The organism is Geoanaerobacter pelophilus (assembly GCF_018476885.1).
GTDB classification, from domain to species: domain Bacteria; phylum Desulfobacterota; class Desulfuromonadia; order Geobacterales; family DSM-12255; genus Geoanaerobacter; species Geoanaerobacter pelophilus.
In genome coordinates this window covers 753,976-780,058 of record NZ_JAHCVJ010000001.1, presented here as the reverse complement: position 1 = coordinate 780,058, position 26,083 = coordinate 753,976, and the positions used below count along the sequence as shown (strand labels likewise).

The 26,083-nt window shown below is 55.0% G+C and carries 25 protein-coding genes; 18 read left to right on the top strand and 7 right to left on the bottom strand.

From position 1 onward, the window contains the following. Positions 1-40: 40 nt before the first annotated feature. From cysD to KI809_RS03635, 5 genes are read left to right on the top strand one after another with little or no spacing between them, the layout of a single operon-like run. Positions 41-949, top strand: a complete 909-nt coding sequence (cysD, locus tag KI809_RS03655; RefSeq protein ID WP_214170133.1) for a sulfate adenylyltransferase subunit CysD — start codon at positions 41-43, stop codon at positions 947-949. Then, positions 949-2,820: an adenylyl-sulfate kinase gene (cysC, locus tag KI809_RS03650; protein ID WP_214170132.1), complete on the top strand. Its 1,872-nt coding sequence runs from the start codon at positions 949-951 to the stop codon at positions 2,818-2,820. The genes cysD and cysC overlap by 1 nt, the downstream gene beginning before the upstream one ends. Then, entirely contained in the window at positions 2,810-3,826 is a 1,017-nt protein-coding gene (locus KI809_RS03645; protein WP_214170131.1) for an ABC transporter substrate-binding protein, read from the top strand. Before cysC ends, KI809_RS03645 begins: the two co-directional genes overlap by 11 nt. Positions 3,827-3,832: 6 nt before the next feature. After that, complete coding sequence (locus KI809_RS03640) at positions 3,833-4,615, top strand: ABC transporter ATP-binding protein (protein ID WP_214170130.1); 783 nt, start codon at positions 3,833-3,835, stop codon at positions 4,613-4,615. After that, positions 4,608-5,387, top strand: a complete 780-nt coding sequence (locus KI809_RS03635; protein WP_214170129.1) for an ABC transporter permease — start codon at positions 4,608-4,610, stop codon at positions 5,385-5,387. The genes KI809_RS03640 and KI809_RS03635 overlap by 8 nt, the downstream gene beginning before the upstream one ends. On the opposite strand, the gene hpnH is transcribed toward KI809_RS03635, so the two are convergent. From hpnH to shc, 4 genes are all read right to left on the bottom strand, one after another. After that, a complete protein-coding gene (gene hpnH / locus KI809_RS03630) occupies positions 5,388-6,386 on the bottom strand; it encodes an adenosyl-hopene transferase HpnH (RefSeq protein WP_214170128.1) in 999 nt (332 codons plus the stop codon). Positions 6,387-6,550: 164 nt separating this feature from the next. Next, a complete protein-coding gene (dxs, locus tag KI809_RS03625) occupies positions 6,551-8,461 on the bottom strand; it encodes a 1-deoxy-D-xylulose-5-phosphate synthase (RefSeq protein WP_214170127.1) in 1,911 nt (636 codons plus the stop codon). 107 nt (positions 8,462-8,568) lie between these two features. Next, positions 8,569-9,564, bottom strand: a complete 996-nt coding sequence (gene hpnA / locus KI809_RS03620; protein WP_214170504.1) for a hopanoid-associated sugar epimerase — start codon at positions 9,562-9,564, stop codon at positions 8,569-8,571. 95 nt (positions 9,565-9,659) lie between these two features. After that, on the bottom strand, positions 9,660-11,705 hold the full coding sequence (gene shc / locus KI809_RS03615; protein WP_214170126.1) for a squalene--hopene cyclase: 2,046 nt from the start codon (positions 11,703-11,705) through the stop codon (positions 9,660-9,662). A gap of 168 nt (positions 11,706-11,873) precedes the next feature. On the opposite strand from shc, the gene mnmM reads away from it, so the two are divergent. Genes mnmM through KI809_RS03600 form a run of 3 tightly spaced genes read left to right on the top strand, consistent with a single transcriptional unit; the run spans position 11,874 to position 14,475 of the window. Next, a complete protein-coding gene (gene mnmM / locus KI809_RS03610; RefSeq protein ID WP_214170125.1) occupies positions 11,874-12,482 on the top strand; it encodes a tRNA 5-(aminomethyl)-2-thiouridylate-methyltransferase MnmM in 609 nt (202 codons plus the stop codon). Continuing rightward, on the top strand, positions 12,479-13,618 hold the full coding sequence (gene hpnI, locus KI809_RS03605) for a bacteriohopanetetrol glucosamine biosynthesis glycosyltransferase HpnI (RefSeq protein ID WP_214170124.1): 1,140 nt from the start codon (positions 12,479-12,481) through the stop codon (positions 13,616-13,618). Before mnmM ends, hpnI begins: the two co-directional genes overlap by 4 nt. Next, positions 13,615-14,475, top strand: coding sequence for a ChaN family lipoprotein (locus KI809_RS03600; RefSeq protein WP_214170123.1), 861 nt, complete (start codon positions 13,615-13,617; stop codon positions 14,473-14,475). Before hpnI ends, KI809_RS03600 begins: the two co-directional genes overlap by 4 nt. Before the next feature lie 6 nt (positions 14,476-14,481). Here the strand turns inward: KI809_RS03600 and KI809_RS03595 are convergent, their stop codons facing one another. Beyond that, positions 14,482-14,871, bottom strand: coding sequence for a PilZ domain-containing protein (locus tag KI809_RS03595; RefSeq protein ID WP_214170122.1), 390 nt, complete (start codon positions 14,869-14,871; stop codon positions 14,482-14,484). A gap of 597 nt (positions 14,872-15,468) precedes the next feature. On the opposite strand from KI809_RS03595, the gene KI809_RS03590 reads away from it, so the two are divergent. The 10 genes from KI809_RS03590 (at position 15,469) to KI809_RS03545 (ending at position 24,761) form a co-directional block, all read left to right on the top strand. After that, positions 15,469-15,975: a chemotaxis protein CheX gene (locus KI809_RS03590; RefSeq protein WP_337833273.1), complete on the top strand. Its 507-nt coding sequence runs from the start codon at positions 15,469-15,471 to the stop codon at positions 15,973-15,975. A 196-nt stretch (positions 15,976-16,171) separates the two neighbouring features. After that, entirely contained in the window at positions 16,172-16,531 is a 360-nt protein-coding gene (rpsF, locus tag KI809_RS03585; protein WP_214170121.1) for a 30S ribosomal protein S6, read from the top strand. A 26-nt stretch (positions 16,532-16,557) separates the two neighbouring features. Continuing rightward, the gene (rpsR, locus tag KI809_RS03580; protein WP_214170120.1) at positions 16,558-16,830 is read left to right on the top strand and encodes a 30S ribosomal protein S18; all 273 of its coding nucleotides are present in this window, start codon (positions 16,558-16,560) and stop codon (positions 16,828-16,830) included. A gap of 8 nt (positions 16,831-16,838) precedes the next feature. After that, entirely contained in the window at positions 16,839-17,777 is a 939-nt protein-coding gene (locus KI809_RS03575; RefSeq protein ID WP_214170119.1) for a YybS family protein, read from the top strand. Between the two features lie 23 nt (positions 17,778-17,800). Beyond that, positions 17,801-18,244, top strand: a complete 444-nt coding sequence (rplI, locus tag KI809_RS03570; protein WP_214170118.1) for a 50S ribosomal protein L9 — start codon at positions 17,801-17,803, stop codon at positions 18,242-18,244. A 187-nt stretch (positions 18,245-18,431) separates the two neighbouring features. Beyond that, positions 18,432-19,307, top strand: a complete 876-nt coding sequence (gene glyQ, locus KI809_RS03565) for a glycine--tRNA ligase subunit alpha (RefSeq protein ID WP_214170117.1) — start codon at positions 18,432-18,434, stop codon at positions 19,305-19,307. A gap of 2 nt (positions 19,308-19,309) precedes the next feature. Further along, on the top strand, positions 19,310-21,373 hold the full coding sequence (gene glyS / locus KI809_RS03560) for a glycine--tRNA ligase subunit beta (RefSeq protein ID WP_214170116.1): 2,064 nt from the start codon (positions 19,310-19,312) through the stop codon (positions 21,371-21,373). 134 nt (positions 21,374-21,507) lie between these two features. Next, positions 21,508-24,168, top strand: a complete 2,661-nt coding sequence (gene ppdK, locus KI809_RS03555) for a pyruvate, phosphate dikinase (protein WP_214170115.1) — start codon at positions 21,508-21,510, stop codon at positions 24,166-24,168. A 104-nt stretch (positions 24,169-24,272) separates the two neighbouring features. Further along, complete coding sequence (locus KI809_RS03550; RefSeq protein ID WP_214170114.1) at positions 24,273-24,473, top strand: cold-shock protein; 201 nt, start codon at positions 24,273-24,275, stop codon at positions 24,471-24,473. 63 nt (positions 24,474-24,536) lie between these two features. After that, on the top strand, positions 24,537-24,761 hold the full coding sequence (locus tag KI809_RS03545; RefSeq protein WP_214170113.1) for an outer membrane protein assembly factor BamD: 225 nt from the start codon (positions 24,537-24,539) through the stop codon (positions 24,759-24,761). On the opposite strand, the gene KI809_RS03540 is transcribed toward KI809_RS03545, so the two are convergent. Continuing rightward, a complete protein-coding gene (locus KI809_RS03540) occupies positions 24,762-25,418 on the bottom strand; it encodes a fumarylacetoacetate hydrolase family protein (RefSeq protein ID WP_214170112.1) in 657 nt (218 codons plus the stop codon). Between the two features lie 11 nt (positions 25,419-25,429). Beyond that, positions 25,430-26,077 carry a thiamine phosphate synthase gene (gene thiE, locus KI809_RS03535; RefSeq protein ID WP_214170502.1) on the bottom strand — a complete coding sequence of 216 codons (648 nt, stop codon included), beginning with the start codon at positions 26,075-26,077 and terminating at the stop codon, positions 25,430-25,432. Between the last annotated feature and the right edge of the window lie 6 nt (positions 26,078-26,083).

Here is a 26,083-nt window from a genome sequence, read left to right as displayed (position 1 = left end):
TTTGTTGTTTGATCTGAGTGGCTCCGCATAAAGAGGTATCATGTCTGAACGGCTTTCTCTTGGCCTTCTTGATGAACTTGAGGCTGAATCCATACAGATAATCCGCGAAGTTGCTGCCGAAGGGGAGCGGCCGGTAATGATGTACTCAATCGGCAAGGACTCTTCGGTGATGCTGCACCTGGCACGCAAGGCGTTCCACCCCGCCCCGATTCCGTTTCCCCTGCTCCATGTGGATACTGAGTTCAAGTTCCCTGAAATGATCGAGTTCCGCAACCGGATGGCGGTCGAGATCGGCTTTGACCTGCGGGTCTATACCAATCGCCAGGCGATCGACTCCGGAGCGAATCCGTGGGAGATGGGCACAGTTCGCTGTTGCGGTTTCCTGAAGACCCAAGCGCTGCTCGAATCCCTGAAACTTGGTAGCTATGACTTGGTCATTGGCGGCGCCAGGCGTGAGGAGGAACGGTCACGGGCCAAGGAACGGGTATTTTCCTTCCGTGATATCCATGGCCAGTGGGACCCGCGCCGTCAGCGCCCCGAATTCTGGCAACTCTACAATACCCGGATGCATCCGGGAGAGAGCATGCGGGTCTTTCCCCTGTCCAACTGGACTGAACTGGATGTGTGGCGCTACATCGCACGCGAGGGGATTGCGGTGGTGCCGCTCTATTTTGCTGCAGAGCGCGAGGTGGTTGAGCGCAACGGTCAGTTGATCCCGGTGGGCAAAGATACGCCGCTGCTAGCGGGTGAAACCTCGGTACAACGCCTCTGCCGGTTCCGTACCCTCGGTTGTTATCCATGCACCGGTGCCGTGGCCTCATCAGCGGTCACGGTTGAGGAGATCATCGCTGAGCTCGAACAGGCGCGGCTTTCCGAGCGGACCACCAGGATTATCGACCATGATCAGGATGGATCGATGGAGCGCAAAAAAAGAGAAGGGTATTTTTGATGAGCGAGCCGGATCTCCTCCATTTCCTGACTGCCGGCAGTGTCGATGATGGCAAGTCTACCCTGATCGGCCGCCTGCTGTACGATGCCAATGCCCTCTACGACGATCATGTAGCTGCTCTGCGCCGCACTGCCGCCACCGGCAATGCGGAGATGGATTTTTCGCTGATCACCGACGGTCTGCGGGCCGAGCGGGAGCAGGGGATTACCATTGATGTTGCCTACCGTTATTTCGCCACTTCCCGCCGTCGCTTTATTGTTGCTGACGCACCGGGTCACGAGCAGTATACCCGGAACATGGCTACTGCCGCATCCCATGCCGATCTGGCGCTATTACTGATCGATGCGGAGCAGGGAGTATCGACCCAGTCCAAGCGTCACGCCTTTATCTGCGCCCTGCTCGGCATCCCTCGTTTTGTGGTGGCGATCAACAAGATGGACCTGGTGGGGTACAGCGAGGAGCGTTTCCGCGAGATAGAGACCGAGTACCGGGATTTTGCGGTGCGCCTCGGTCTGTCCAACCTGCAGTTCATCCCGGTGTGTGCGGTCAGCGGTGATAACGTGGTCAGACGCGGTAATGGCATGGCGTGGTATGCCGGCACGACGCTGCTCTCTTATCTGGAAGAGGTCTATGTCGCCGGCGACCGGAATCTGGTGGATTTCCGCCTGCCGGTGCAGCGGGTGATCCATCTCCCCGGGACCTTCCGAGGTTTCGGCGGCCGGGTTGTGTCGGGCCTCTTGCGCGGCGGCGACGAGGTCATGGTGCTTCCTTCTGGGTTCAGGTCTAGGGTGACCTCTATAGCCATTGGCATGCAGCCTGTCGGAACTGCTGTGGCCGGTCAGTCGATTACCGTCTCCCTGGAGGATGATATCGATGTGGGGCGGGGCGATCTCCTGGTGCACCCCGGCAATGTGCCGAGAGAGCGCCGGGAACTGGAGGCGATGCTGGTCTGGACCGGTGATGAACCGCTGGTTGCCGGAGGCATTTACCAGATAAAGCATGCTGCCAGGTGGCTAAAGGCTCGGTGCGAGACGATCAGCTACCGGGTGGATCCCAATACCCTTAGCCGCGACACAGTGGATTCGCTCTCCCTGAACGATATCGGCCGGGCGCGCTTTACCCTGTTTACCCCGGTGCTGGCTGATGAATACCGCCGCAACCGCGCGCTTGGCTCGTTCATCGTGGTCTCGGTCTCCGGGAACGATACCCTTGGCGCCGCCGTTATTGTCGACCGCACCGACTATGATGCCGAGTTGAAGACCGAGCGGGCCGTGCCGGACCGCTCCAATGTTGTCTGGCATGAAGGGCAGGTTACCCTGGCCGCCCGGTCTGCGGTTATGGGGCATCGTCCGGCCACTGTCTGGATGACCGGCTTGAGCGGTGCGGGCAAGTCTACGGTTGCTTTTGCCCTAGAGCGAAGGTTGATCGAAGCGGGGCACCCATGCTTCGTGCTTGATGGCGATAATGTCAGGCATGGCCTGAACCGGGATCTCGGGTTTTCCCCAAAAGACCGGGCCGAAAACATCCGCCGGGTCGCGGAGGTGGCCAGGCTAATGAACGAGGCCGGACTGATCGTGATTACCTCGTTTATCTCGCCGTTCAGGGATGACCGGGAGATGGCCGGCCAGATTATTGGCAAAGAGCGCTTTATTGAGGTTCATCTCTCTACCAGGATTGAAGAGTGTGAGCGCCGTGACGTCAAGGGGTTCTACAGGAAGGCGCGGGCCGGAGAGCTGCAAGGCTTTACCGGAGTTTCCGCGCCGTATGAGCCTCCGGAGTCTCCAGCTGTCAGGCTGGATACGGAACTGTTGACCATCGACGATTCAATTAACATCTTGTTGCAGCATCTGGAGAACTATTATGAGTCGTAAGCCGCTAATCCTTTGGTGCCTTTTTGTCCTGTCACTGTTCACTGTCCAGGGGGCTATTGCCGCAGATGCCGTGCGTATCGGCCACTTTCCCAATATGACCCACGCCCAGGCACTGGTGGGGCGGTCACAAGGTATTTTCGAGCAAAAGCTGGGGGCAATTGACTGGAAGGTGTTCAATGCCGGTCCGTCGGAGATGGAGGCACTGATCGCTGGGCAACTGGACATCGCCTATGTTGGACCGAATCCGGCGGTCAACGCCTATCTCCGTTCCAAAGGGAAGTCTCTGAAGATCATAGCCGGGGCAGCCAGTGGCGGGGCATCGCTTGTGGTGCCGGCAAAGTCAACGGCCAGGAGCCCTCAGGATTTCAAGGGGAAACGGATCGCTTCTCCCGAGCTGGGCAATACCCAGGACGTTGCTCTGCGGCGCTGGCTCAAGAGTGCCGGAGTTGCTCCGGGACGCGATGTTCAGGTGATTCCGGTCAAGAACGCCGATATTCTTATGCTCTTCCAGCAGGGGCGTCTTGATGGGGCCTGGGTGCCGGAACCATGGGTGTCACGGCTTGTCAGGGAGGGTGGCGGGCGGATTCTGCTTGATGAGCGGACACTCTGGAAAGACGGCAAGTTCCCCACTGCTGTGGTGGTGGCCAGGAGTGAATTCCTGGAAAAGAACCGTGCCGTAGTGGAACGGTTTCTCGAAGCCCATGTTGAGATGACGGAATGGATCAAGAAAAATCCGGTTGAGGCAAAGAAACGGCTTAACGAACAGCTTGCCAAGCTGGCAGGAAAAGCTCTCCCTCCTCAGACCCTTGATGACGCCTTCTCACGGGTGTTGATCACCAGCGACCCGCTTGTCACGCCATTGAACACTTCTGCCGCGTGGGCCGGGGAACTCGGCTATCTGCCGAAGAAGACCGACATTGCCAGGGGCCTGGCCGGCATTGTCGATGCTGCCCTTTTGAACAGTGTGCTGGCCAAGCGTTCGCTGCCTGCTGTAAAGGTCAGATGACCACCGATGGCCACGGTCGAATTAAAGAAGGTCTCCAAGGTTTATGAGAGCCGGGCCGGCAGGCTTAATGTGCTTACCGGTATCGATCTTGAGATTGAAGACGGCGAGTTCCTCTGCGTCGTCGGCCCGTCAGGGTGCGGCAAATCTACCCTTCTAAACCTGCTGGCCGGGTTCGAGCGTCCCTCATCAGGCGAGATTCAGGTAAGCGGGAAGCAGGTCACCGGCCCGTCTCCCAGCAGGTTCGTTATTTTTCAGGAACCGGCGCTATTTCCCTGGCTTAACGTCTATCAGAACATCGTCTTTGGCCTCAGGATGGCAGGCGTAGACCTGGCAGAACAGCAGGAAAAGGCCCAGGCACTGCTCAAAGCGGTTCACCTGTCAAAGTTTGCCCATGCCTGGGTTACCCAGATATCCGGCGGCATGAAGCAACGGGTGGCAATTGCCAGGGCGCTGGCCATGGACCCAGACATCCTGCTGATGGATGAGCCATTTGCTGCCTTGGATGCCCAGACCCGCGACATGCTGCACGAAGTGCTTGAAGAGGTTTACCTGCAGACCCGCAAGACCATTGTCTTTGTTACCCACAATGTGCGTGAAGCGGTGCGTCTCGGTTCGCGGGTAATCCTGATGTCAGGGCAAGGTGGTGAGATCATTGAGCAGTTCCCGGTAAACCTGCCGCGCAACCGTTATCTGGAGGATGTCGAGGTAGTGACTATTGCCTCGCGGATCAGGGACCGGCTCAGGCAGGAAGTGCTCAGGACAAGTGGGGAAGGGGGAGCCGATGCCTGATGAAAACCCCGTTGCCCGCTGGAAAAGTTGGGGGACACGGCTTTCTTTCCTGTTTATATTGGCAATCCTGTGGCAGTCACTTTTCAAGGCAGGGGTTTGGAACGAACTGTTGTTCCCGTCACCCTGCTCAGTAGTCCAGTCGCTGCGGGACGGGATTGCCGATGGTACGCTACCAAAAGCGATTGCCGCAAGTATGGTGCGCCTCGGCATCGGCTACTCGATCTCACTGCTGGTCGGTATCCCGTTGGGGTTGCTGCTCGGCAGAATCCGGTTGCTTGATGATACGGTGGGGAGTCTGGCGGTCGGACTTCAGGCATTGCCCAGCATCTGCTGGCTGCCGCTGGCGGTGCTTTGGTTCGGTCTTTCCGAGAGCGCCATGCAGTTTGTCATTATCATGGGCTCACTGATGGCGGTTACCCTTACGGTCCGTGACGGGGTCAAGACTATCCCGACACTCTATCTCCGGGCGGCATCAATTCTGGGAGCCACTGGCTGGCGTTTTTACCGGTACGTGTTGTTTCCCGCCTCGTTTCCGTCGGTCATGACCGGGGCAAAGCTGGGTTGGACCTTTGCCTGGCGGTCGCTGATGGCGGCCGAGTTGCTGTACGTGACCACCGGCATCGGTTCCACGCTGATGATGGGGCGCGAACTGCACGACATGCCGCTGGTAATCGCTTCCATGCTCGCCATTATTGTTATCGGCCTGATCACCGATCGTTTGGTCTTCCGCTACGGCGAGCAGTTTGTCCATCGCCGCTGGGGCGTGGGCTAATCAGGTTAAGTTCCAGATCGCCATTTCCCAGATATCTTTCCAGCTCTTCGCAATTTCGTTGACCACCGTCGGTTCAAAGCCGCAGTGCATCATGCACTGGGCGCATCTCTCGTCTCTACCTACGCCATAGCGATTCCAGTCGGTGTTCGCCATCATCTCTCTGAAGGTCGGGTAGTGGGCATCGGTAATTAGATAGCAGGGGGCCTTCCAGCCCTGGGTATTCCTGGTCGGGTTCCCCCATGGTGTGCACTGGAGTTGCTTCTCGCCCTTCAGAAACCTGAGATACATCGGGGTGGACCAGAAGCGGAACCGCTTGCTCATTTCGTAGACCTGGGCAAAGCGCTTCTCGATTTCACGCCGTTGCAGGAACAGGTCCTCCCCGACATCTTCATAGTCAAAACCGGGGGCTGCCAGCAGGCCATCGACGCCGAGTTCGGTCAGGTGGGAAAAGAGCATCTCCATTTCGACCATGTCGGTGTTCTTGAAGATGGTGGTGTTGGTGCAGACCCGAAAGCCGAGGCGCTTGGCCTTCTTGATTCCTTCGATGGCGATCTTGAAGGTCCCTTTGCGCTCCAGGATCCGGTCGTGGGTCTCTTCCATGCCGTCCATATGCACGTTCAGGGTGAAATTGGGGTGTGGTTGCATCTTGTCCAGAGAGGCGGACAGCAGCAGGCCGTTGGTGCAGAACTGGATATGCTTGCCCCGCTTGAGCACCCCGTCGATCAGTTCGAAGATGTGCGGATAAAGGAACGGTTCGCCACCGGTAATGGTGACGATCGGAGCCGGGCATTCATCAACGGATCGCAGGCACTCTTCGAGAGACATCATTGACTGGATGGTGTCGGCATATTCCCTGATCCTTCCGCATCCGGAACAGGCCAGGTTGCAGAGGTGCGTCGGTTCCAGCATCAGAACCAATGGGTATTTCTCAACGTTGTTGAGCTTGTTGGAGATGATGTATTTGGTAAGGTCGTAGTTCAGTCGCCAAGGGAAACGCATTCATTGCCTCGTTGGCGATGCGGCTTTTCCGCGATCTCTGCGTTGTCCGGCGGGATTGAGTGCTCTACGTACTTGCGTGTACGCCTGCACACAGTCCCTGGGACGCCTTGAGCTCATCGAAAATTCACATCGCGGGTATATAGGATTTGGGTACTTCGCTTTTTTTATTTAACTCTTGTCAGTAACGGTTTAACTGCCGGTGATTTCAGAAACTCCTCGCAGGCAGCGGCAATTCCTGAGCCATCGAGGCCGAGGTCAGCGCGCAGCTGGGCCTGGCTGCCCTGCTCGATGAAACGGTCAGGGATACCGATCCGCTTGACACGGACATCTGTTTCCCCTTCGTCGGCAAGCAGTTCCAGTACGGCTGTTCCAAAGCCGCCCATCAGGGCATTTTCTTCGACAGTGACCAGATGTCTGGTCGCTTTGGCCACTGAGAGAATCAGGTCGCGGTCGAGCGGTTTGACGAATCTCGCGTTGACCACTGTTGCGCTGATGCCTTTCTCTTTAAGAACTGCAGCTGCCTCAAGGGCCGGGTATACAGTTGAGCCGATGGCCAGGATGGCAACATCGTTGCCTTCGCTCAGGATTTCGCCCTTGCCGATCCGGACCTCGCGCAGTTCTTCGTCCAGAGGCACTCCGTAACCGTTCCCCCGCGGGTAGCGAATGGCCATGGGGCTACCGGCATAAAGAGCGGTCTTCAGCATGTGCTGGAGTTCGTTCTCGTCTTTCGGGGCCATGACGGTAATCCCCGGCAGGTGGCGGAGATAGGAGAGGTCAAAGGCGCCGTGATGAGTCGGGCCATCGTCGCCGACCAGCCCGGCCCGGTCCAGGGCCAGGGTGACCGGGAGTTTCTGCAGGCAGATATCGTGAAATACCTGGTCATAGGCACGCTGGGTAAAGGTCGAATAGATCGCCGCCACCGGCTTGAACCCTTCTGCTGCCAGTCCGGCGGCAAAGGTCAGGGCATGCTGTTCTGCAATGCCGACATCAAAAAATCGATCGGGAAACTCCTTGGCAAACGGGGAGAGCCCGGTACCGTCGGGCATTGCCGCGGTAATCGCGACGATTTTATTGTCTTCGCGGGCCAGTTTGAGCATGGTCTGGCCAAAGATGCCGGTGTAGGAAGGCCCAGTTGCTTTGCCGCCGGAAACCTTGCCAGTAGCAATATCGAAGGGGCCGACGCCGTGGAACTGGTCGGGATTCTGTTCAGCCGGTGGGTATCCTTTTCCTTTGGTAGTCATAATATGGACCAGCACCGGTCCTTCCAATGCCTTGACATTACTGAGAATCTCGATCAGCTGCGGCAGGTCGTGCCCCTGGATCGGACCGATGTACTCGAAGCCAAGTGCTTCGAAGAGCATGCCGGGCGTGAGAAAACCTTTTAGAGAGTTTTCCGCCCTTCTGGCAAACTTGAGGATATTGCCGCCGAATGCGGGGATGTTTTCGAGCAGCCCCTTCATCTCTTTCTTAAGGTCGCGGAAATAGTTGCCGGTGAGCTTACGTGAGACGAAGCTGGAAAACGAGCCGACATTTTTCGAAATGGACATCTCATTGTCGTTCAGTACTACCACCAGGTTCTTGTTGAGGTGGCCGGCCTGGTTGAGTGCCTCGAATGCCATCCCTCCGGTCAGCGAGCCGTCGCCGATAACGGCCACTACTCTGCTGGGAGACCCCAGCAGGTCTCCGGCAACAGCCATTCCCAGCCCTGCCGAAATAGAGGTTGAGGAATGTCCGGCGCCAAAAGCGTCATGGGGGGATTCGCTCCGTTTCGGAAAGCCGCTGATACCCTTGTACTGCCGCTGGGTGTGGAACTGGTCGCGTCTCCCGGTAATGATCTTGTGGGTGTAGGCCTGATGGCCGACATCCCAGATGAAATGGTCATTGGGAGAGTTGAAACAGTAATGGAGTGCCAGGGTCAATTCGACTGCGCCGAGGTTTGACGCTAGGTGGCCACCTGTTTGGGATACAGTTGCCAAAAGAAATCGGCGCACCTCTCCTGAAAGTTGAATGAGTTCTTCCGGAGAAAGCCGCTTGAGATCAGATGGGCTATTTATTGTTTCCAGCAATGGATACATTTGGTTACCTCCTGGCAGTCTTTTACATAAATACTGCGGGGCCGGTCTGCATTGTTGTTGCACGGACAAATTTCTTATAGCTATGCACAGTCACGGTCGATCATATTTCAATTCTTTGCCGACACATAGCCGTTTACTTTAAACCAGGCCACTGCTCGTGCCAGCGCTTCGCGGGCAGGACGATGCGGCAGTCCGAGTTCCTGAAGCGATTTCGACGAATCAAAGAACATGATTTTTTTTGCCATCTGTACGCCGGCCAGCGGGATGAGCGGCGGCCGACCGGTGATTTTTGCTACTGCTTCGTTTATATGGGCAGCAACCAGAATCGGGGTGTATGGCAGCCGTACCTTGGGAGCCGGCAGGCCGGTAATTTCTTCGAGCAGTTTAAAAATCTGGCAGAGCGTGAGATTCTCATTGCCCAGGATGTATTTCCCGCCGATTTTGCCTTTGCTGGCCGCCAGGATATGACCCCGCGCGCAATCGGCAACGTCGATGATGTTAAGGCCGGTGTCCAGGTACGCAGGCATCTTGCGGTTCAGGAAATCGACGATGATCTTGCCGGTCGGCGTCGGTTTGATATCACCCGGCCCTACGGGTGTTGACGGGTTGACTATGACCAGCGGCAGTCCGCGCCTGAGAAACGATTCTGCCTCTCTTTCGGCCATGAACTTGCTTTTCTTGTAATCGCCGACCATGTCAGCAAATGTTACCGGGGTCTCTTCTGTTCCCGGGGTGCCGTCGCCAGGGTTGCCCAGCGTCCCGACACTGCTGGTGTAAACTACCCGTGAAAGCCGGTTTGCGAGAGCAGCCTCAAGGATGTTCCTGGTCCCGGTGACGTTGATCTCGTACATGTCCGAGGGTTTTTTCGTCCAGAGCCGATAGTCTGCGGCTGCGTGATAGAGCATCTCACAACCAGCAAGCCCTTTCACCAAGCGGTCTTTGTCGCGCAGATCGCCTTCGCAGATCTCCAGGTTCAGCCCGTCCAGATTCCTCCGGTCCGACCCTGCTCTGGCAAGCACCCTGACCTGGTGGCCGTCGGCCAGCAGCTCTCTGACCAGCTGACCCCCTATGAACCCGGTAGCACCGGTTACGAAAACTCTCATCATCTAAATAGCGTGAAATGTGAAAGGTGAAGAGTGAACATGCCGCGTTCGCCCTTCACCCTTCATGTGTTCACAGCGTATGCGCCCTTTCTCTGTCAGGCCTCTTCCTGTAACAGTCTCCGGTAGGTGCCGAGGGCGGTAAGCGGAAAACAGTTACGGTAGATATGGTATTTGATCATGAAAAATTTGGGGAAGCCGGTGCCGGTAAACTGCTCCTCGTCCCAGGTGCCGTCACTTTTTTGGGTGGAAAGCAGGTATTGCACCCCCTTGGCAGTTTCCGGAGCCTTGGCCTCGCCTGCCGCCATGAGCGCCAGCAGCGCCCAACCGGTCTGGGATGCGGTACTCGGTCCGATCCCGGCAAGGGTAGGGTCATAGTATGATTCGCAGGTCTCGCCCCAGCCGCCATCATCGTTCTGTTTTGATTTGATCCAGCTTACTGCCTTGCGGATGTAAGGCTGGGACAGGTCTTCTCCTATTGCCGCCAGACCGGAAAGAACAGACCAAGTGCCGTAGATGTAGTTGACCCCCCAACGTCCCCACCAGGAACCATCCTTTTCCTGCTCGCGCTTGAGGAATTCCAGGCCGCTGGCTGCGGCCGGAAACTCTCTGGAATAGCCGAACGTCCCCATCAGTTCGAGCATCCTGCCGGTAAGGTCGGCAGTTGGCGGGTCGATGAGCGCTTCAAGGTCGGCAAACGGAATCTTGTTGAGGAGGTGCTTGGTGTTGTCCTTATCGAACGCTCCCCAGCCACCGTTTTTGCTCTGCATCCCGAGGCACCAGTCGATGCCGCGCTTTATGGCGCCTTCCCGGGCCTTTTCGTTCTTTACCGCAATATCCTTGATGGCCATCATGACAAAACCCGAGTCATCGACATCGGGATACCAGTCATTGAGGAACTCGAATGCCCAGCCACCGGGCTTCAGTTCAGGGCACTTTACCTTCCAGTCCCCTTCCTTGCGTACTTCGCGATCCAGGAGCCACTGGGCAGCCTTCACCAGGGCCGGGTGATCGTTGGGCACACCGGAATCTACAAGGGCCTTCAAGGCAAGCGCCGTATCCCAGAGCGGCGATACGCAGGACTGGAGTACTATGCTTTCATCATCCTCGATGCAGAAGTTGTCCAGGGCCTTCAACCCTTTTTCCACTGCCGGATGGTCATTGGCGTAGCCAAGGCAGTGCAGCGCAAGCACGGAATTGAGCATGGCCGGCTGGATACCGCCCCAGTCGCCGGTTGGCTCCTGGTGTTCCAGAACCCACTTTTCCGCTGCTGCCATTGCCTTGCTCTTCAGGGGGCGGATCGGGTTCCCCTCGTAGATCTTCAGCATATGGTCAACGCCGATGAAAAAATTCTTCCAGGTGAAGATGCCGTCCTCTTTGGTAAAGGTATAGTCAATGGGGCGCGGTGGCCTGACGTAAAGCTCCTGTACCCTGGCCCGCGGCGGGAGCTTGCGCACCGGCCGCAGCGTCATGGTAATGGAAAGCGGGATGATCGTGGCCCTTGACCAGCTGGAGAGCTCATACATGTTGAAGTAGGCCCAGTTGGGGAACAGCATCAGCTCGATCGGCATGGACGGGACGCCCAGCCATGAGAATTCACCGAACAGGGCAAGAAAGATCTTGGTGAAGACGCGGGCCTTGAGTATGCCCCCTTTTGAGATAATGAATTCTCGGGCCTTGAGCATTGCCGGATGCTCTGCACTGTAACCGGCGAGTTTCAGGGCAAAGTATGCCTCAATGGTCGTCGAGAGGTCGCCGGGGCCGCCGAACCATAAGGCCCAATGGCCTTCCGGGGTCTGCTGGCGCAGGAGATAGTTGGCCATCTTCTTTTCTTTAGCCTTGTCTACCAGCCCCATGAACTGAAAGAGCATTATATATTCGGCAGTAATGGTAACATTGGACTCAAGCTCCGCCCACCAGTAACCCTGGGGGAGCTGCTCCCGGAAGAAGAAGTCGCGGGTTCGCTCAATAGCCTGGTCAAGCGGGCTATTTGCGCCACTTGCTTGTTTTTTCCATATTGACGGGGGAAGATGATGAATCTTGGCCCCTGGTTTGGGTAGCGGATTCGATTCCTGTTCGGCGGTCACTCCGTTGAACGAGGTGAGGGCATGGGATATGGGGTGCTTGAAGGGGGCAATCGCCATGGGTTTATTCTTACCTTTCAGGATATTGACGCTGAAAAATAAAAATAAATACCACAATTGTCTGGAAATTTATAGCCATTTTTCTAAAAACCCCGGTTGTTGCAACTTTCGGGGGTGTTGCTTTGCTCAGGTAGGTGTGGTACATCGAAATCAAATAAAGGTGCAGTGATGACAAGTACAGACAACCCAGCTGATAGTTGCGGGGAGAGTGCTGACCTGCGGGGTGCGGTGGCGCTGGCTCACCATTTTCTCCGGAATGTGGTAAAACCCGGTGACCGGGTGGTGGATGCAACCTGCGGCAACGGCAACGATACCCTGTTTCTGGCGAAGCTTGTTGGTGAACATGGGCGTGTCTGGGCTTTTGATATCCAGCCGTCAGCCATCGAGAAAACCTCGGCACTGCTTGCTGCTCACCAGTGCGCTTCCCAGGTGGAACTGATCGCCGGTGGCCATGAAGGCTTGTCCGCCCTAGTCAAGGAACCTCTCAGCGCCGCGGTTTTCAACCTCGGATTTCTCCCCGGAGGAGACAAAGGATGTATTACCCATGGCGCGACAACTATTGCGGCTTTGGCTCAGGCCGCTGCCTTATTGACGACCGGGGGGATCGTTACTGTTGCGGCTTATCCGGGGCACTCAGGTGGCGATGATGAGTCGCAAGCGGTGGAACAGTGGGCGTCAGGCTTGCCCCCTCATATATTCAATGTTTGGCGGCACCGGCAGCTGAATCGGTCGGCTGTTGCCCCATATCTGATCCTGGTTGAGCGAAGGCCTTCATGACAACCATCCGTGCAATCCTCCCGTTTTTAGCCATTGCCCCTGCCCTGATCTATGCCGTGCTGACTCTGAGGGCTGCTTACCTGTATTTCAACCGCCGGAAAACGCCGCCAGTCAGCGCCCCGCCGGTGACTATTCTGAAACCAGTCAAGGGGATGGACGCCGGCAGCTTTGATAATTTTGCGTCATTTTGTCGCCAGAGGTATGACTGCTTTCAGCTCGTCTTTGCGGTTGCCTCGCCCGATGACGAGGCGTTGCCGATCATTCGCAGGCTTATTCATGAATTTCCTGACGTTGATATCGATCTTGTCATTGATGACCGTATTTACGGGCCTAACTACAAGGTGTGCAACCTTATCAATGCCTTTCCCCGGGCAAAGCACGATATAATTATCATCTGTGACAGCGATATCCGGGTCGGCGAGGGGTATCTCGAAGCCGTTTGTTCCGCATTTGTCGATCCGGCTGTCGGCCTGGTTACCTCATTGTATCGCACCAGCGGGGTTGAAGGGTGTGCCAGCGCCATTGAGGCGCTGGGGTTTACGGTCGAGATGGTGCCCAATGTCATGGTGGCAATGAAGCTCGAAGGTCTTACCTTTGCCTTGGGCGCGTCCATGGCTGTCCGGCGCGAGGTCCTGGCGCAGATCGGTGGTTTCGAGGCGTTGGTTGATTATCTGGCTGATGACTATCAGCTCGGCAACCGTGTCTTCCGCGCCGGCTATCGCCTGGAGCTTTCCGATTACTTCGTGGAAAGCGTCATGCGTAGGGAGACCCTCTCCGCAATAACCTCACGCCAGCTTCGCTGGTGCCGGACAATGCGCGTTTCCCGGCCTGGCGGGTATTTTGCCTCAGGGGTAACGCAACCGGCGATCGCTTCTGGCATTGCCTTATTAACCGGGGGGCTGGAGTTGGGAGTTGCCGCTGTCCTTCTGCTTTATCTGGTGCGAGGTGGCGTCGGACTTCTGTTTAGCCGGAAGTATCTCCGTGATGGGCTGCTCCCCAGATATCTCTGGTTGTTACCCTTTCGAGACTTACTGGCCTCAGTGACCTGGGCCATGGCTTTTGCCGGGAACAAGGTGTCGTGGCGGGGCTATCGCTACAGAGTATTGCCCGGTGGCCGGATGGAGGAGGTATCGTGAAAATCATCATGCGATTATTAGGCCGGCTTGCGACGGTTACAATCTTCCTCTTCTCGGCGGGATGCATGTCTGCCGGCAAAGTGGTTCCCGGTGCGCCATTCCAGCGGGTTGCCGATAATCGCCAGGTGGGTTTTCATGAAATGCTCGCAGATTTTCGCGGTTCACGTGTGGTTTTCATCGGCGAACTTCATGATAATCCGGGACACCACCAGCTGCAACTCGAGGTGATAAACGGGCTGCACCGCTCAGGGGCAAAGATAGCGATTGCGCTGGAGATGTTTCGCGCCGAAGACCAGCTGCAGCTTGATAGCTGGGTAAGCGGCAACCTGGGGATTCTGGAGTTTATGGATGTTTATCGTCGCAACTGGACACTGCCGTGGGGACTCTATGATTCCATTTTTCTGTATGCCAGGAATAACGGGATTCCGTTGATTGCCATGAACGCGCCGGATAAAGTCATGCAAAAGGTTTATCGCCAAGGCTTTCAGGCGCTGACTGCCGAAGAAAGAAGGCTGTTGCCTTCGGAAGTCACCTGTAGCGTAGATAAGCCGTACATGAATTTCGTGCGCCGGAACTTTGTGTGGCACAGTAGCGATGAGGCTACCTTTATTCATTTCTGTGAGGCGCAGCTTCTCAGAAACAAGTTTATGGCCCATCACCTGTCTGCTTACCTTGATCGCAATCCGGGGGAAATAGTGGTTGTTGTTACCGGGGTGGGGCACGCCATGCGCAGAGGTATTCCCGACGAACTCGCCGAGCTGAAACCGGTGAAGATGAAGATACTGATGCCGCCTCTACATGAGCTTGCTGCTGAGTCGCTGCAGAAAGGGGATGCGGATTATCTTACTAAGATGTAACAGGTTTTAGGATGCAAGCAGTTCTTTGCGCGATAAATAGCTGTAAAATTCATCCATAACCAGGGTTTTGTTGTCACATCGGGAACTTATGACGTTCTTGAGATTGAGAAATGCGTCAACATCGACCTGTCTGAATTCGCAGCCGATACCTTCCTGATCTTGACGAACGACAACGCTGTTAACGTCGATGTAGTTATCGTCGTTTGTGGTGTCGTCACTGCCGGGAAGGTAAATGGTGAGTTCAACGATAGAGTCCAGCTTGAGTCTTTCATTCGACTTGATGTAGATACCATACAGTGAAAGGTTTTCCGACAAACCTCGGAACCATTGACCATTGGCATTCATGAGGACTTCGGACTGATATGGTATTCTGGTGAATCTCCTTGCCTCGCCCATTTTCTTATCCCCTCACACACATTCGCATAACATTGATTGCAGAAGCATTATCATGTGCCTGCTTCAGCAGCTCGGCAACTTTAGATGGTCCTTGATGCAACTTACTTAGGTTGTATTTGCTTAGCAAGTTTGGTGCCTGTCTTGTGCAAATGGTTTGGCCTAATTCTTAGATGTGGATTATTAGTTGTTATTATGACATTAATTCCAAATGGTATGTAATGCTTTCAAGCGCTTGCCGAAGCTCTGAAAGGTCGGTTCGGTAAATATGTAAAGAAAATCGACAGCAGGGTATCGCATAACCCTAATACTTCAGTTGCTAGCTCTAAAGATATATTGTCAAGTTCCGAGGTTAGCCTGCTGATATGTCGCGGAATATACGCATCATGTTGCCAGTACGGCTGAATCATATATCAACATGTTAACCGGTGCAACTGTCGGATTTTCGACATTAAACTGGTTTTGACGAAAATGACATTTATGTTGCGATTTCTGTTTTGGTTGCCGGCGATTATGAAATTTGGTCTGATTCTTGTGCTGACGAGATTCTCTGGTAATATTGCTTTGATTTGATCTCATACTTTTTCAGGAGGCCGGTTCGTGTCTAATAATGCTATTACCTTTGAAGAAATAATGTTTACGATCATGTCTGCCACCCAAGACACGTTTAAAAGCTATCTCGGCATGGAGATCTTTGCCGGCAAGGTTGAGAAAAAGATCGAGCCTGTGGATTCCGATGTTGTCGGAATTATCGGCGTTGCCGGTGAGCGGGTCGGTTACATCATGTTTGCTACTGGCAAGGATTCGGCGCTGCTGGTTTCCAAGGAACTGTTGATGATGGACGATCCGGATGAGGAGTCTGTACGTGATGCCATTGGCGAGTTGACCAATAATATTGCCGGGGTATTCAAGACCAAATACCACGAGTATTACGGGAGCGTGGCTCTTGGCCTGCCACTGGTTGTCTCCGGAAAGATCCGGCCATTGTCTGAACCGCCGGAGCCGGCAGCGGAAAAGCCCAGCATGAATGTGCAGTGCAAAGGGGTGACGATCCCTTTCAGATCTATGGATGGACGGGTGGAGTTCCGGGTAATGGTCTATATGTAAAAAATGAATTCGGGAATGTTTGTGACGCAACAGCCACCGCAGGTAACCTGGGTGGCTGTTTTATTTTTGTGGCTCAAGTAAATTTTCTTGAACATATTGCGGCGATGTGTTAATAACTCCTGTTTCGAGCAGCAATCCCGCTGCCACTCCTTGCTCCGGGTTGGACCGGGGCTGAGAAAACCGTGAGGAGGAAGTCATGAAAAGGATGTATGAGACGATTTATATCGTCCAGCCTGAACTGGCGGATGACGAGCTCAAAGGGCTCACTGCCAAGGTTCAGGAAATTGTAACCAGTATGAAGGGTGACCTGAAGAAGCTTGATGACTGGGGGCTCAGGAAGCTTTCCTATCCCATCGAGAAGTTCGTCCGCGGGCGCTATTTCTATCTCCGTTTTGACGGGGATGCCCCACTGATTGCCGAACTGGAGCGGAAGCTGCGTCTGGACGACAAAGTCATTCGTTACCAGAGCGTCAAATTGGAGAAGGAGGCAGCTGCGCCTGTTGCGGCACAGCCTGCAGCTCCTGAGGCAGAGGCCCCTGCGGCTTCCGAGGAATAATATTCTAATCCGGGAGGAACAGATAGATGAGTGAAGAGAGACCACAGAGAAGTTCAGGGCCCAGGAAAAAACGCCCGTTTCAGCGTCGCAAGGTATGCCGCTTTTGCGCCGACAAGCAAGTTTCCATCGATTACAAGGATCCGAGAACCCTTCGTTACTTCATTACTGAGCGTGGGAAAATTATTCCGCGCCGTATTTCCGGTAACTGCTCCAAGCATCAAAGAGAGATTACCGAGGCTGTCAAGCGAGCACGCAACCTTGCCCTTCTGCCGCTGGCCGGCTCGCATGTAATGCCGTAGAGGATGTCGTGAATCTCCCCTCCAAGGGAATTCTTCTGGATATTCTCAAGGGGAGTGCGGCAACTGTTGCTCTCTTTCTGGCGTATGCATCATTGCCGCTTGTAGGGGTGTTGGGTGGAATGCTGGCTCCGTTGCCGGCCACCTTTTATTCATTGAGACTCGGTAGAGGTGCTGGCGGAGCAATCGTGATTGTCTCCGCCTCTCTGCTGGGTTTGGTTGCCGATTCCAGGATTCTCGTTCTGTATCTGCTCCAGGCAGCAACTGTGTCAGTTTTGCTTCCCATCTTTCTCCAGGCGAAAGGCGTGGCAAGGTCTATTGTCCTTGCTGCAGCAAGCAGTCTGGCGATTATGGTTATTGCCAGCTTTGGCTATTCGATGGTCAGCGGCATCAACCTTGATGCCGAGATTCAGAAATGGCTCGGCGCCGGGATAGCCCAGACCGCTGCTCTTTACAGCAAAAGCGGGCTTAAGGATGCCGAACTGCAGGCACTGAAGGACGGGTTGCAGCAGGCCGGTTCGGTCATGGTGCGGGTATATCCGGCAATGCTTGCCATTAGCCAGGCGTTCATTGTCATTATAACCATGCTGGCCATTGCCGGTTTCGTCAGGCGGGGTCAACTGCAGCTTGCAATGGGTGAGTTCAGCGAATTCCGTAACTCAGACCATCTGATCTGGCTATTGATTGTCTCGGGATTTGCTTTACTGATTCCAGATGCACTGGTGGCCAGAGTCGCTCTTAATGTTCTCCTGGTTGTATGTTTCGCCTATTTCTTCCAGGGGCTTGCTGTGATGGCGAATTTTTTCACCCGGTTTGCAGTTCCTGCTGTCGGGAGATTTCTTTTCTATACCTTTCTGGTGTTGCAGCCATACCTGCTTGCAGGGGTTGCAATACTGGGGATTTTCGACATGTGGGGGAACTTCAGGGCCCCCAAACAACAAAACCTGTGACTACAGGCTAGGAGGATGAGAGCATGAAAGTTATTCTGAAGGAAAACCTGGAAAATCTCGGACACATCGGTGATATCGTAAAAGTTGCTCCTGGCTATGCCCGCAATTTCCTGCTTCCGCGCGGCTTTGCCATTGAAGCGACTCTCAAGAATGCCAAAGCGCTCGAACATGCCAAGAGGCAGATGGAGTACAAGAAGAACAAGGTTCTTGAGCTCGCCAAAGGTGTTGCTGCCAAGATCGAAGCCCTTACCCTGACCCTGACACACCAGGCAGGTGAAGAAGGCAAGCTTTTCGGCGCTGTTACCAACATGGAATTGGCTGAGAAGCTTAAAGAAGCAGGACTGGAGATCGATCGCAAGAAAATCGTGACCGATCCGATCAAGCAGACCGGTGAATTCACTGCCATTGTAAAACTCCATCCTGAAGTGACTGCTACTCTTAAAGTTGTAGTAAACAAAGCAGAATAGCCAAAGTTCAGGTTGTTTCTCAAGGCGATCGGGTCTCTATCCGGTCGCCTTTTTTTGTAATTCCCCTTGACACCTGTCTTGGGAAACGCTACTCTTTCGCGGCTAACTCATTGGTTTGAATCTCATTTTTCAGTTTCCCCAAATGAGATTTATCGCCGGTTAATTTCCCGAATTCAGGAGGGCCAGAGTGACCTTTCAGGACATGATACTCTCGCTTCAAGGCTATTGGGCCGGACAGGGATGCGTTATTCAGCAGCCCTATGATACGGAAAAGGGGGCAGGAACGTTCAATCCGGCCACTTTCCTCAGGGTGCTCGGACCGGAGCCATGGAATGTCGCCTATGTAGAGCCTTCCCGTAGGCCCACGGACGGCCGTTATGGCGAGAATCCCAACAGGCTCCAGCATTATTACCAGTTTCAGGTGATAATGAAGCCATCTCCGCAAAACATCCTTGATCTCTACCTCGACTCCCTGCGCGCGTTCGGCATCAACCCGAACCAGCATGATATCCGCTTTGTGGAAGATGACTGGGAATCGCCTACTCTGGGCGCCTGGGGCCTTGGTTGGGAGGTCTGGCTTGACGGGATGGAGATCACGCAATTTACCTATTTCCAGCAGGCCGGGGGCATAGATCTCAAGCCGGTTGCCGGGGAGATTACCTACGGCTGCGAGCGGATCGCCATGTATCTTCAGGGGGTGGACAATGTCTATGACCTGGAGTGGACCAAGGGGATCAAGTATGGCGATATCCATCACATGACAGAGGTGGAGTTCTCGACCTACAACTTTGAAGAAGCCAACGTAGCGCTGTTGCTCGAATCGTTCACCAACTTTGAGAAGGAATGCATCAGGCTTGTGGCAAAGGAGCTGGTGTTCCCTGCCTATGACTTTGTCATGAAATGCTCCCATACCTTTAACCTGCTGGATGCCCGCGGCGCTATTTCCGTCACCGAACGGGCGTCGTATATCGGCCGGGTACGGAATGTCGCTAAACTCTGCGCCGAGGCTTACGTCCGACAGCGCGAGCGCCTGGGCTATCCGCTCCTGAAGGGGGGACGTTAACCATGGCCAGAGAACTTTTTCTTGAAATAGGCACCGAAGAGATCCCGGCCGGCTTTCTCCCGAAGGCAATGGCCGATATGGATGCCCTGATTCGTAGGGAGCTGGATAATGCCAGGCTGGAATTCGCTGAGATCAAGACTCTCGCGACCCCCCGCCGTTTGGCGCTTTGCGTCAAGGGGATTCCTGCGGTTCAGCCTGATGCCGAGACTACAGCCATGGGGCCGGCGAAAAATATCGCCTTCGGTCCGGATGGCAAACCGAGCAAGGCAGCTGAGGGGTTTGCCCGTGGCCAGGGAGTCGATGTCAGTGACTTGCAACTGATTGCCACTGACAAAGGCGAGTATGTCGCGGCAGTGAAAAAGGAGACCGGCAGGCCCTCCCACGAATTAATGGCAGAGATCCTCCCGCGGCTTATGAGCGGTATCTCTTTCAGGAAGTCAATGCACTGGGGTGATTTCGATGTCCGTTTTGCCCGACCGATCCACTGGATTGTGGCCCTGTTCGACGGCGTTGTGGTGCCGTTCAGTTTCGGTCCCATTGAAAGCGGCAGCGTCTCCAGGGGACACCGCTTCATGGCCAACACCCCGTTCCCGGTACGCGATTTCAATCACTACCTGGAAGAGTGCGAGCGCCACTTTGTCATACCTGACCCCGCCGTCCGCAAAGAGATCATCAGGCGTGAGACGCACCGTGTAGCCAAGGTTGCCGGTGGGCAGCTGCTCCCGGACGAAGGGCTCCTCGAAGAGGTGACCTACCTGGTCGAGTATCCGAGCGTTGTTCACGGTACCTTTTCCCAGGATTTCCTCGCAGTGCCGAAAGAGGTGCTGGTAACCTCGATGCGGAGCCACCAGCGTTACTTCTCCATAGTTGACGATAATGGCCGTCTCATGCCAGGGTTCATTACTATCAACAATACCCTGACCGAAGACCCGACTGTTGTGGTCAAGGGTAACGAGCGGGTGCTCAGGGCCCGTCTCTCCGATGCCCGCTTCTTCTTTGAGGAAGATCGGAAGGTGAAGCTTGAAAGCCGCGTAGAGTCACTGAAGTCAGTGGTCTACCAGCAGAAGCTGGGGACGTCTTATGAAAAGATGGAGCGCTTCAAGGCTCTCGCTGAAGGGTTGGCTGACAAGTTTAATCCTGCTCTCAAGGCAAAAGTTGGCCGCGCAGCCTATCTCTGTAAGGCCGATCTTGTCTCCGCTATGGTCGGCGAGTTCCCTGAGGTTCAGGGAATCATGGGCCGGGAATACGCACTGCATGACGGCGAGGATGCTGACGTGGCTTCTGCCATCGCCGAGCATTACCTGCCGACCCAGGCCGGTGGCGACCTGCCGACCAGTGACATCGGCGCCTTTGTTTCCCTGGCCGACAAGATGGATACCATCTGCGGTTGCTTCGGCGTAGGCCTCATTCCGACCGGATCGGCAGATCCTTATGCCCTGCGTCGGGCTGCTTTAGGGATAATCAATATTATTCTTGAGAAGGAGTACCGGGAGTCGCTGAACGGTTTTGTCAAGGCGTCCCTTGATCTCCTTGAGCCGAAGCTCACCCGAAAGCGGGAAGAGGTCCATGCCGACGTGCTGGAGTTCTTTAAAGGGCGCTTTGTCAACCTGATGGCGGATCGCTATCCGTCAGATGTCGTCGATGCTGTTGTTGCCGTAGGCTGTGACGACTTGGTGGACGCTGCTGCCCGCATTGCCGCGCTTGCCGCTTTCAAGGGGCGCGACGACTTTGAGCCTCTGGCAGTAGCCTTTAAAAGGGTATGCAACATCGTCAAGGACGGGGTTGACGCCGGAGTTGATGCTGCGCTCTTTCAGGATCCGGTAGAAGGTGCACTGAATGACGCCTTTGCCGGAGTCAAGGCAAAGGTCGCTGCTGCAGTGGCTAAACAGGAGTATGTTGCAGCGCTTGCGGATATTGCCACGCTGCGCCCCCCGGTTGACGCCTTCTTCGACAAGGTCATGGTCATGGCGGAAGATGAACGGGTCAGAACCAACCGGCTGGCCCTGTTGACGGGTATAGCCAGACTGTTCGGCGGCATCGCCGATTTTTCGAGAATTGCCGCATAGCTGAGAAAGCCGCCCACTGGGCGGCTTTTTTGTTTACAGGCTTTATTTATACTAAACGGGATTGATTATCATTAAAATTATATTAATTTTTGCTAAACGGTTTTGATCGTAACTAAAAATGGAGGTTGGGCACAATGGCAAAATTCGTTTATTTCTTTGGGAATGGTGAAGCTGACGGAAGGGCAGACATGAAAAACCTTCTGGGAGGCAAGGGGGCGAACCTGGCGGAGATGACCAGCATCGGTCTTCCTGTTCCTCCGGGGTTTACCATTACCACCGAAGTCTGTACCGAGTTCTACAAAAATAACAGCGCTTACCCGGCTGGACTCAATGATGAGGTTGCTGCAAACCTGAAAAGGGTAGAGCAGCTCATGGGACGTACTTTTGGTGATGCCGTCAACCCGCTGTTGGTTTCAGTGCGCTCAGGAGCCAGGGCTTCGATGCCGGGGATGATGGACACGGTTCTCAACCTCGGTCTCAACGACACGACGGTTCAGGGGATAATTGCCCAGAGCGGCGACGAGCGATTTGCCTATGATGCTTACCGTCGCTTTGTCCAGATGTACTCGGATGTGGTCATGGGGATGGACAAAGAGGCCCTGGAACACCTTCTGGAGCAGAAGAAGGAGGAGAAAGGGGTGCATCTCGACACCGACTTGACTGCCGCAGACTGGAAGGATCTTGTTGCCAAGTTCAAGGCACGGATCAGGGAGGTACTGGGGCAGGAGTTTCCCGAAGATCCGCAGGAGCAGTTATGGGGGGCAATCGGCGCGGTTTTCGGATCATGGATGAACCAGAGGGCGATCACCTACCGCAAACTGAACAACATTCCGGCTGATTGGGGGACTGCGGTCAACGTCCAGTCCATGGTTTTCGGCAACATGGGGGACGACTGCGCAACAGGCGTAGCCTTCACCCGTGATCCTTCAACCGGTGACAACTATTTCTACGGCGAGTACCTGGTAAATGCCCAGGGTGAGGATGTCGTGGCCGGGATCAGGACACCCCAGCCGATTAACCTCCATCAGAAAAAGGAAGGCGATCTGCCGGCCATGGAAGAGGTGCTGCCGGAATGCTATCAGCAGTTGGCCGGTATCCGCCAGATACTGGAAAAGCATTATAAGGATATGCAGGACATCGAGTTTACTATCGAAAAAGGGAAGCTCTACATGCTGCAGACCCGCAACGGCAAGCGGACTGCCTGCGCAGCGATCAAGATCGCCGTTGACATGGTCAAAGAGGGGCTTATCGACGAAAAGGCTGCCATTCTCAGGGTTCAGCCGTCTCAGCTCGATCAGCTACTGCACCCGTCGCTTGATCCCAAAGCTCCCAAAAAGATTATTGCCAAAGGGTTGCCCGCATCTCCGGGTGCTGCGGCCGGTACCGCGGTGTTTACTGCGGATGAGGCGGAACTGCTGGCCCGCAATGGCCAGAAAGTAATACTGGTGAGAATTGAGACCAGTCCTGAGGATATCCATGGCATGCATGCCGCCCAGGGGATCTTGACGGCAAGAGGCGGCATGACCTCCCATGCTGCGGTTGTTGCTCGCGGCATGGGTAAGTGCTGTGTGGCAGGGTGTGGCGATCTCAAGGTGGATTATGCCAGCCAATCTTTCACTGCCCGCCATGGTGTGGTTATCAAAAAGGGTGACCTGATCACGCTCGATGGTTCTACCGGTGAGGTTATCATGGGTGAGGTTGCAACCGTGCCGCCACAGCTGACCGGGGATTTTGCCACACTGATGGAGTGGGTTGACAAGTACCGGAAACTCAAGGTTCGTACCAATGCCGACACCCCCAACGATTCAAAGGTTGCCAGGGAGTTCGGGGCAGAAGGTATTGGTCTGTGCCGCACCGAGCATATGTTTTTCGAGGCCGACCGGATCATGGCGGTGCGAGAGATGATCCTTGCCGAGGACCTGGAGGGGAGAGAGAAGGCGCTGGCCAAGATTCTGCCGATGCAGAAAGGTGACTTTATCGGCATTTTCCGCGAGATGAAGGGGCTTCCGGTAACGATTCGCCTGCTTGACCCGCCGTTGCACGAGTTCCTCCCTACTGAGGACAAGGACATCGAAGCGCTCACCAAGACCTTGAACGTGACAACTCAGCAGCTCAAGCACAAGGTTGAGTTCCTTCACGAATTCAACCCAATGCTCGGTCATCGCGGATGCCGGCTGGGTCTCACTTATCCGGAGATCTACGATATGCAGGTCCAGGCGATCATGGAAGCTGCTTGTGAGCTGGTTAAGAACGAAGGCTTCAGCATTGTGCCGGAAATAATGATTCCATTGATTGCCACCGTCTCCGAGCTGAAAGAGCTCAAGGCGAATGCTGTGGCTGTCTGTGAAGAGGTTATGGCCAGTTATGGGGTAAAGCTCGAATATCTCATCGGCACCATGATTGAGCTGCCGCGCGCGGCACTGACCGCTGACGAGATTGCCACTGAGGCGGAGTTCTTTTCCTTTGGTACCAATGACCTTACCCAGACAACCTTTGGCCTCTCCCGGGACGATGCCGGCAAGTTCCTGCCGTTCTATGTCGAGACCAACCTGCTCCCGGAAGACCCATTTGTTACGTTGGACCAGAACGGCGTCGGCAAACTGGTGAAAATGGCCTGTGAGCTGGGCCGGTCAACGCGTCCGGAAATTAAGCTGGGAATCTGCGGCGAGCATGGCGGCGATCCGGCATCAGTTATTTTCTGCCACAAGGTAGGGCTAGATTACGTTTCCTGCTCCCCGTTCCGAGTGCCTATTGCCCGTCTGGCAGCGGCTCATGCGGTTTTGGCTGGTAACTGAAAATCAGCTTGACACCGATGTTGTCTCCGGTGTAAATAAGTTCTAATCTGCGGGCACAGCCATATCCCGATTTCTTGCAGCAGATATGATCGAAGGAGGCAGTAATGGCTAACGGTGTTGTTAAGTGGTTCAATGACAGCAAGGGGTTCGGTTTCATAGAGCAGGAGAACGGTGAGGATGTTTTCGTGCATTTCTCTTCGATCCAGGGTGATGGATTCAAGAGTTTGGCCGAAGGTCAAAAGGTAACTTTTGACATTGTGCAGGGAGCCAAAGGGCTTCAGGCTGCCAATGTGAACAAGGCCTAGAAAGTCCTATGCAGTCAACAAAGGCCACGGGAGACCGTGGCCTTTTCTTTTCGGAGGATAGATATGTGGAGCAGATTTGCGATTATCGGGATGCTGGTCTTGTCCGTTGCCGTCGGTTGTGCCGGTGACAAGGGCAAGGAGCTGTTTGATACGGCGCAGTTCGAGGAAAAGCAGGGGAACCGGGAGCATGCGCTAAAGCTTTACCAGGAAATAATTCAGAAGCATGCCGGCAGCGAGCTGGCGAAGAAGGCCGAAGGCCGCCTGGCTGAACTCAGCAAGGCGCGCTAGTTATAAGGCTACTGATACTTCAACGCGAGCCACCCCGGGAATCTCAGCTACCAGCTTGTCGCCGGATATGATCCTGCCGACCCCTGCCGGGGTTCCGGTAAGGATGATATCTCCCGGCTCAAGAGTGAAGATCGTCGAGAGGTGACGGATGATCTCCCTGACCGGGTTGATCATCAAAGATGTCGGACCGTCTTGGCGCATCTCGCCGTTGACTGAGAGGCGGATCTGCAGCTGCTGCGGGTCCGCGATCTGTTCCGCCGGCGTAAAATCTGACAGCGGGCAGGCAGTGTCAAAGCCCTTGGCAATATCCCAGGGGAGTCCTTTCTTTTTCAATTCACCCTGCACATCCCGCAGGGTCAGGTCAATGGCAACTCCGTAGCCGGCAACATGCTCCAGAGCTTCGTCCAGAGGAATATCCTTGCCTGTCTTGCCGATCAGCACGGCCAGTTCCCCTTCGTGATGGCAATCATTAGAATAGGCGGGAATGACGATGCTCTCGCCATCAGATATGACCGAGCTGGCCGGTTTCATAAAGATTACCGGAGCGGCAGGCAGTTCATTGCCGAGTTCGTGGATATGATCGACATAGTTTCTGCCGATGCAGAGGATCTTGCCGATGGCGAATTCTTTGCCTGACTTGATGCGAGCGGTTTTCATGGTAAGTGCTCCTATGACTGGAGGGTAGTCTTGATTCGTCTCAGTGTCGACAGAACGCCTTCTGCTGCTTGTTGCGGTTGTTCGGCGGCGATTATGGCGGATATGAGGGCAATTCCGTGAGCGCCGCTATCGAGGACTTGCTGGAGATTACCGCTGGTTACCCCTCCAAGGCCGAACACCGGGATAGTTAGCCCGGCAACTGTTTCTGCCAGCCTGACCAGCCCTACCGGGTCACCATAGCACGCTTTGGATGGCGTGAAGAACACCGGCCCAAAGGTGATGAAGTCCCCACCTGAAGCTTCAGCCGTTACGGCACGTTCCAGGGAGTGGCACGACACGCCGATGAGTTTGTCCTTGCCCAGCAGATCGCGGGCGGCTGCTGTCGGAATGCTGTTTTCGCCGAGATGGACCCCGTCGGCGTCAACCGCCAGCGCAATATCTATCCTGTCATTGATGAACAGGCGGGCCTTGAAGCGTGAGGTCAACGAGCGAAACTCACGTGCCAGTTGGTAAAGCTCGTGGCTCGATAAGTTCTTTTCCCTGAGCTGGATCGCCCTGACGCCGCCATGAAGCGCCGCCTCCACCGTTTCAATCAGGTTACCGCTTTTGGCCTGGGAACAGTCCGTTATCAGGTAAAGATCGAAATCAACGGGCATGATGCCGCG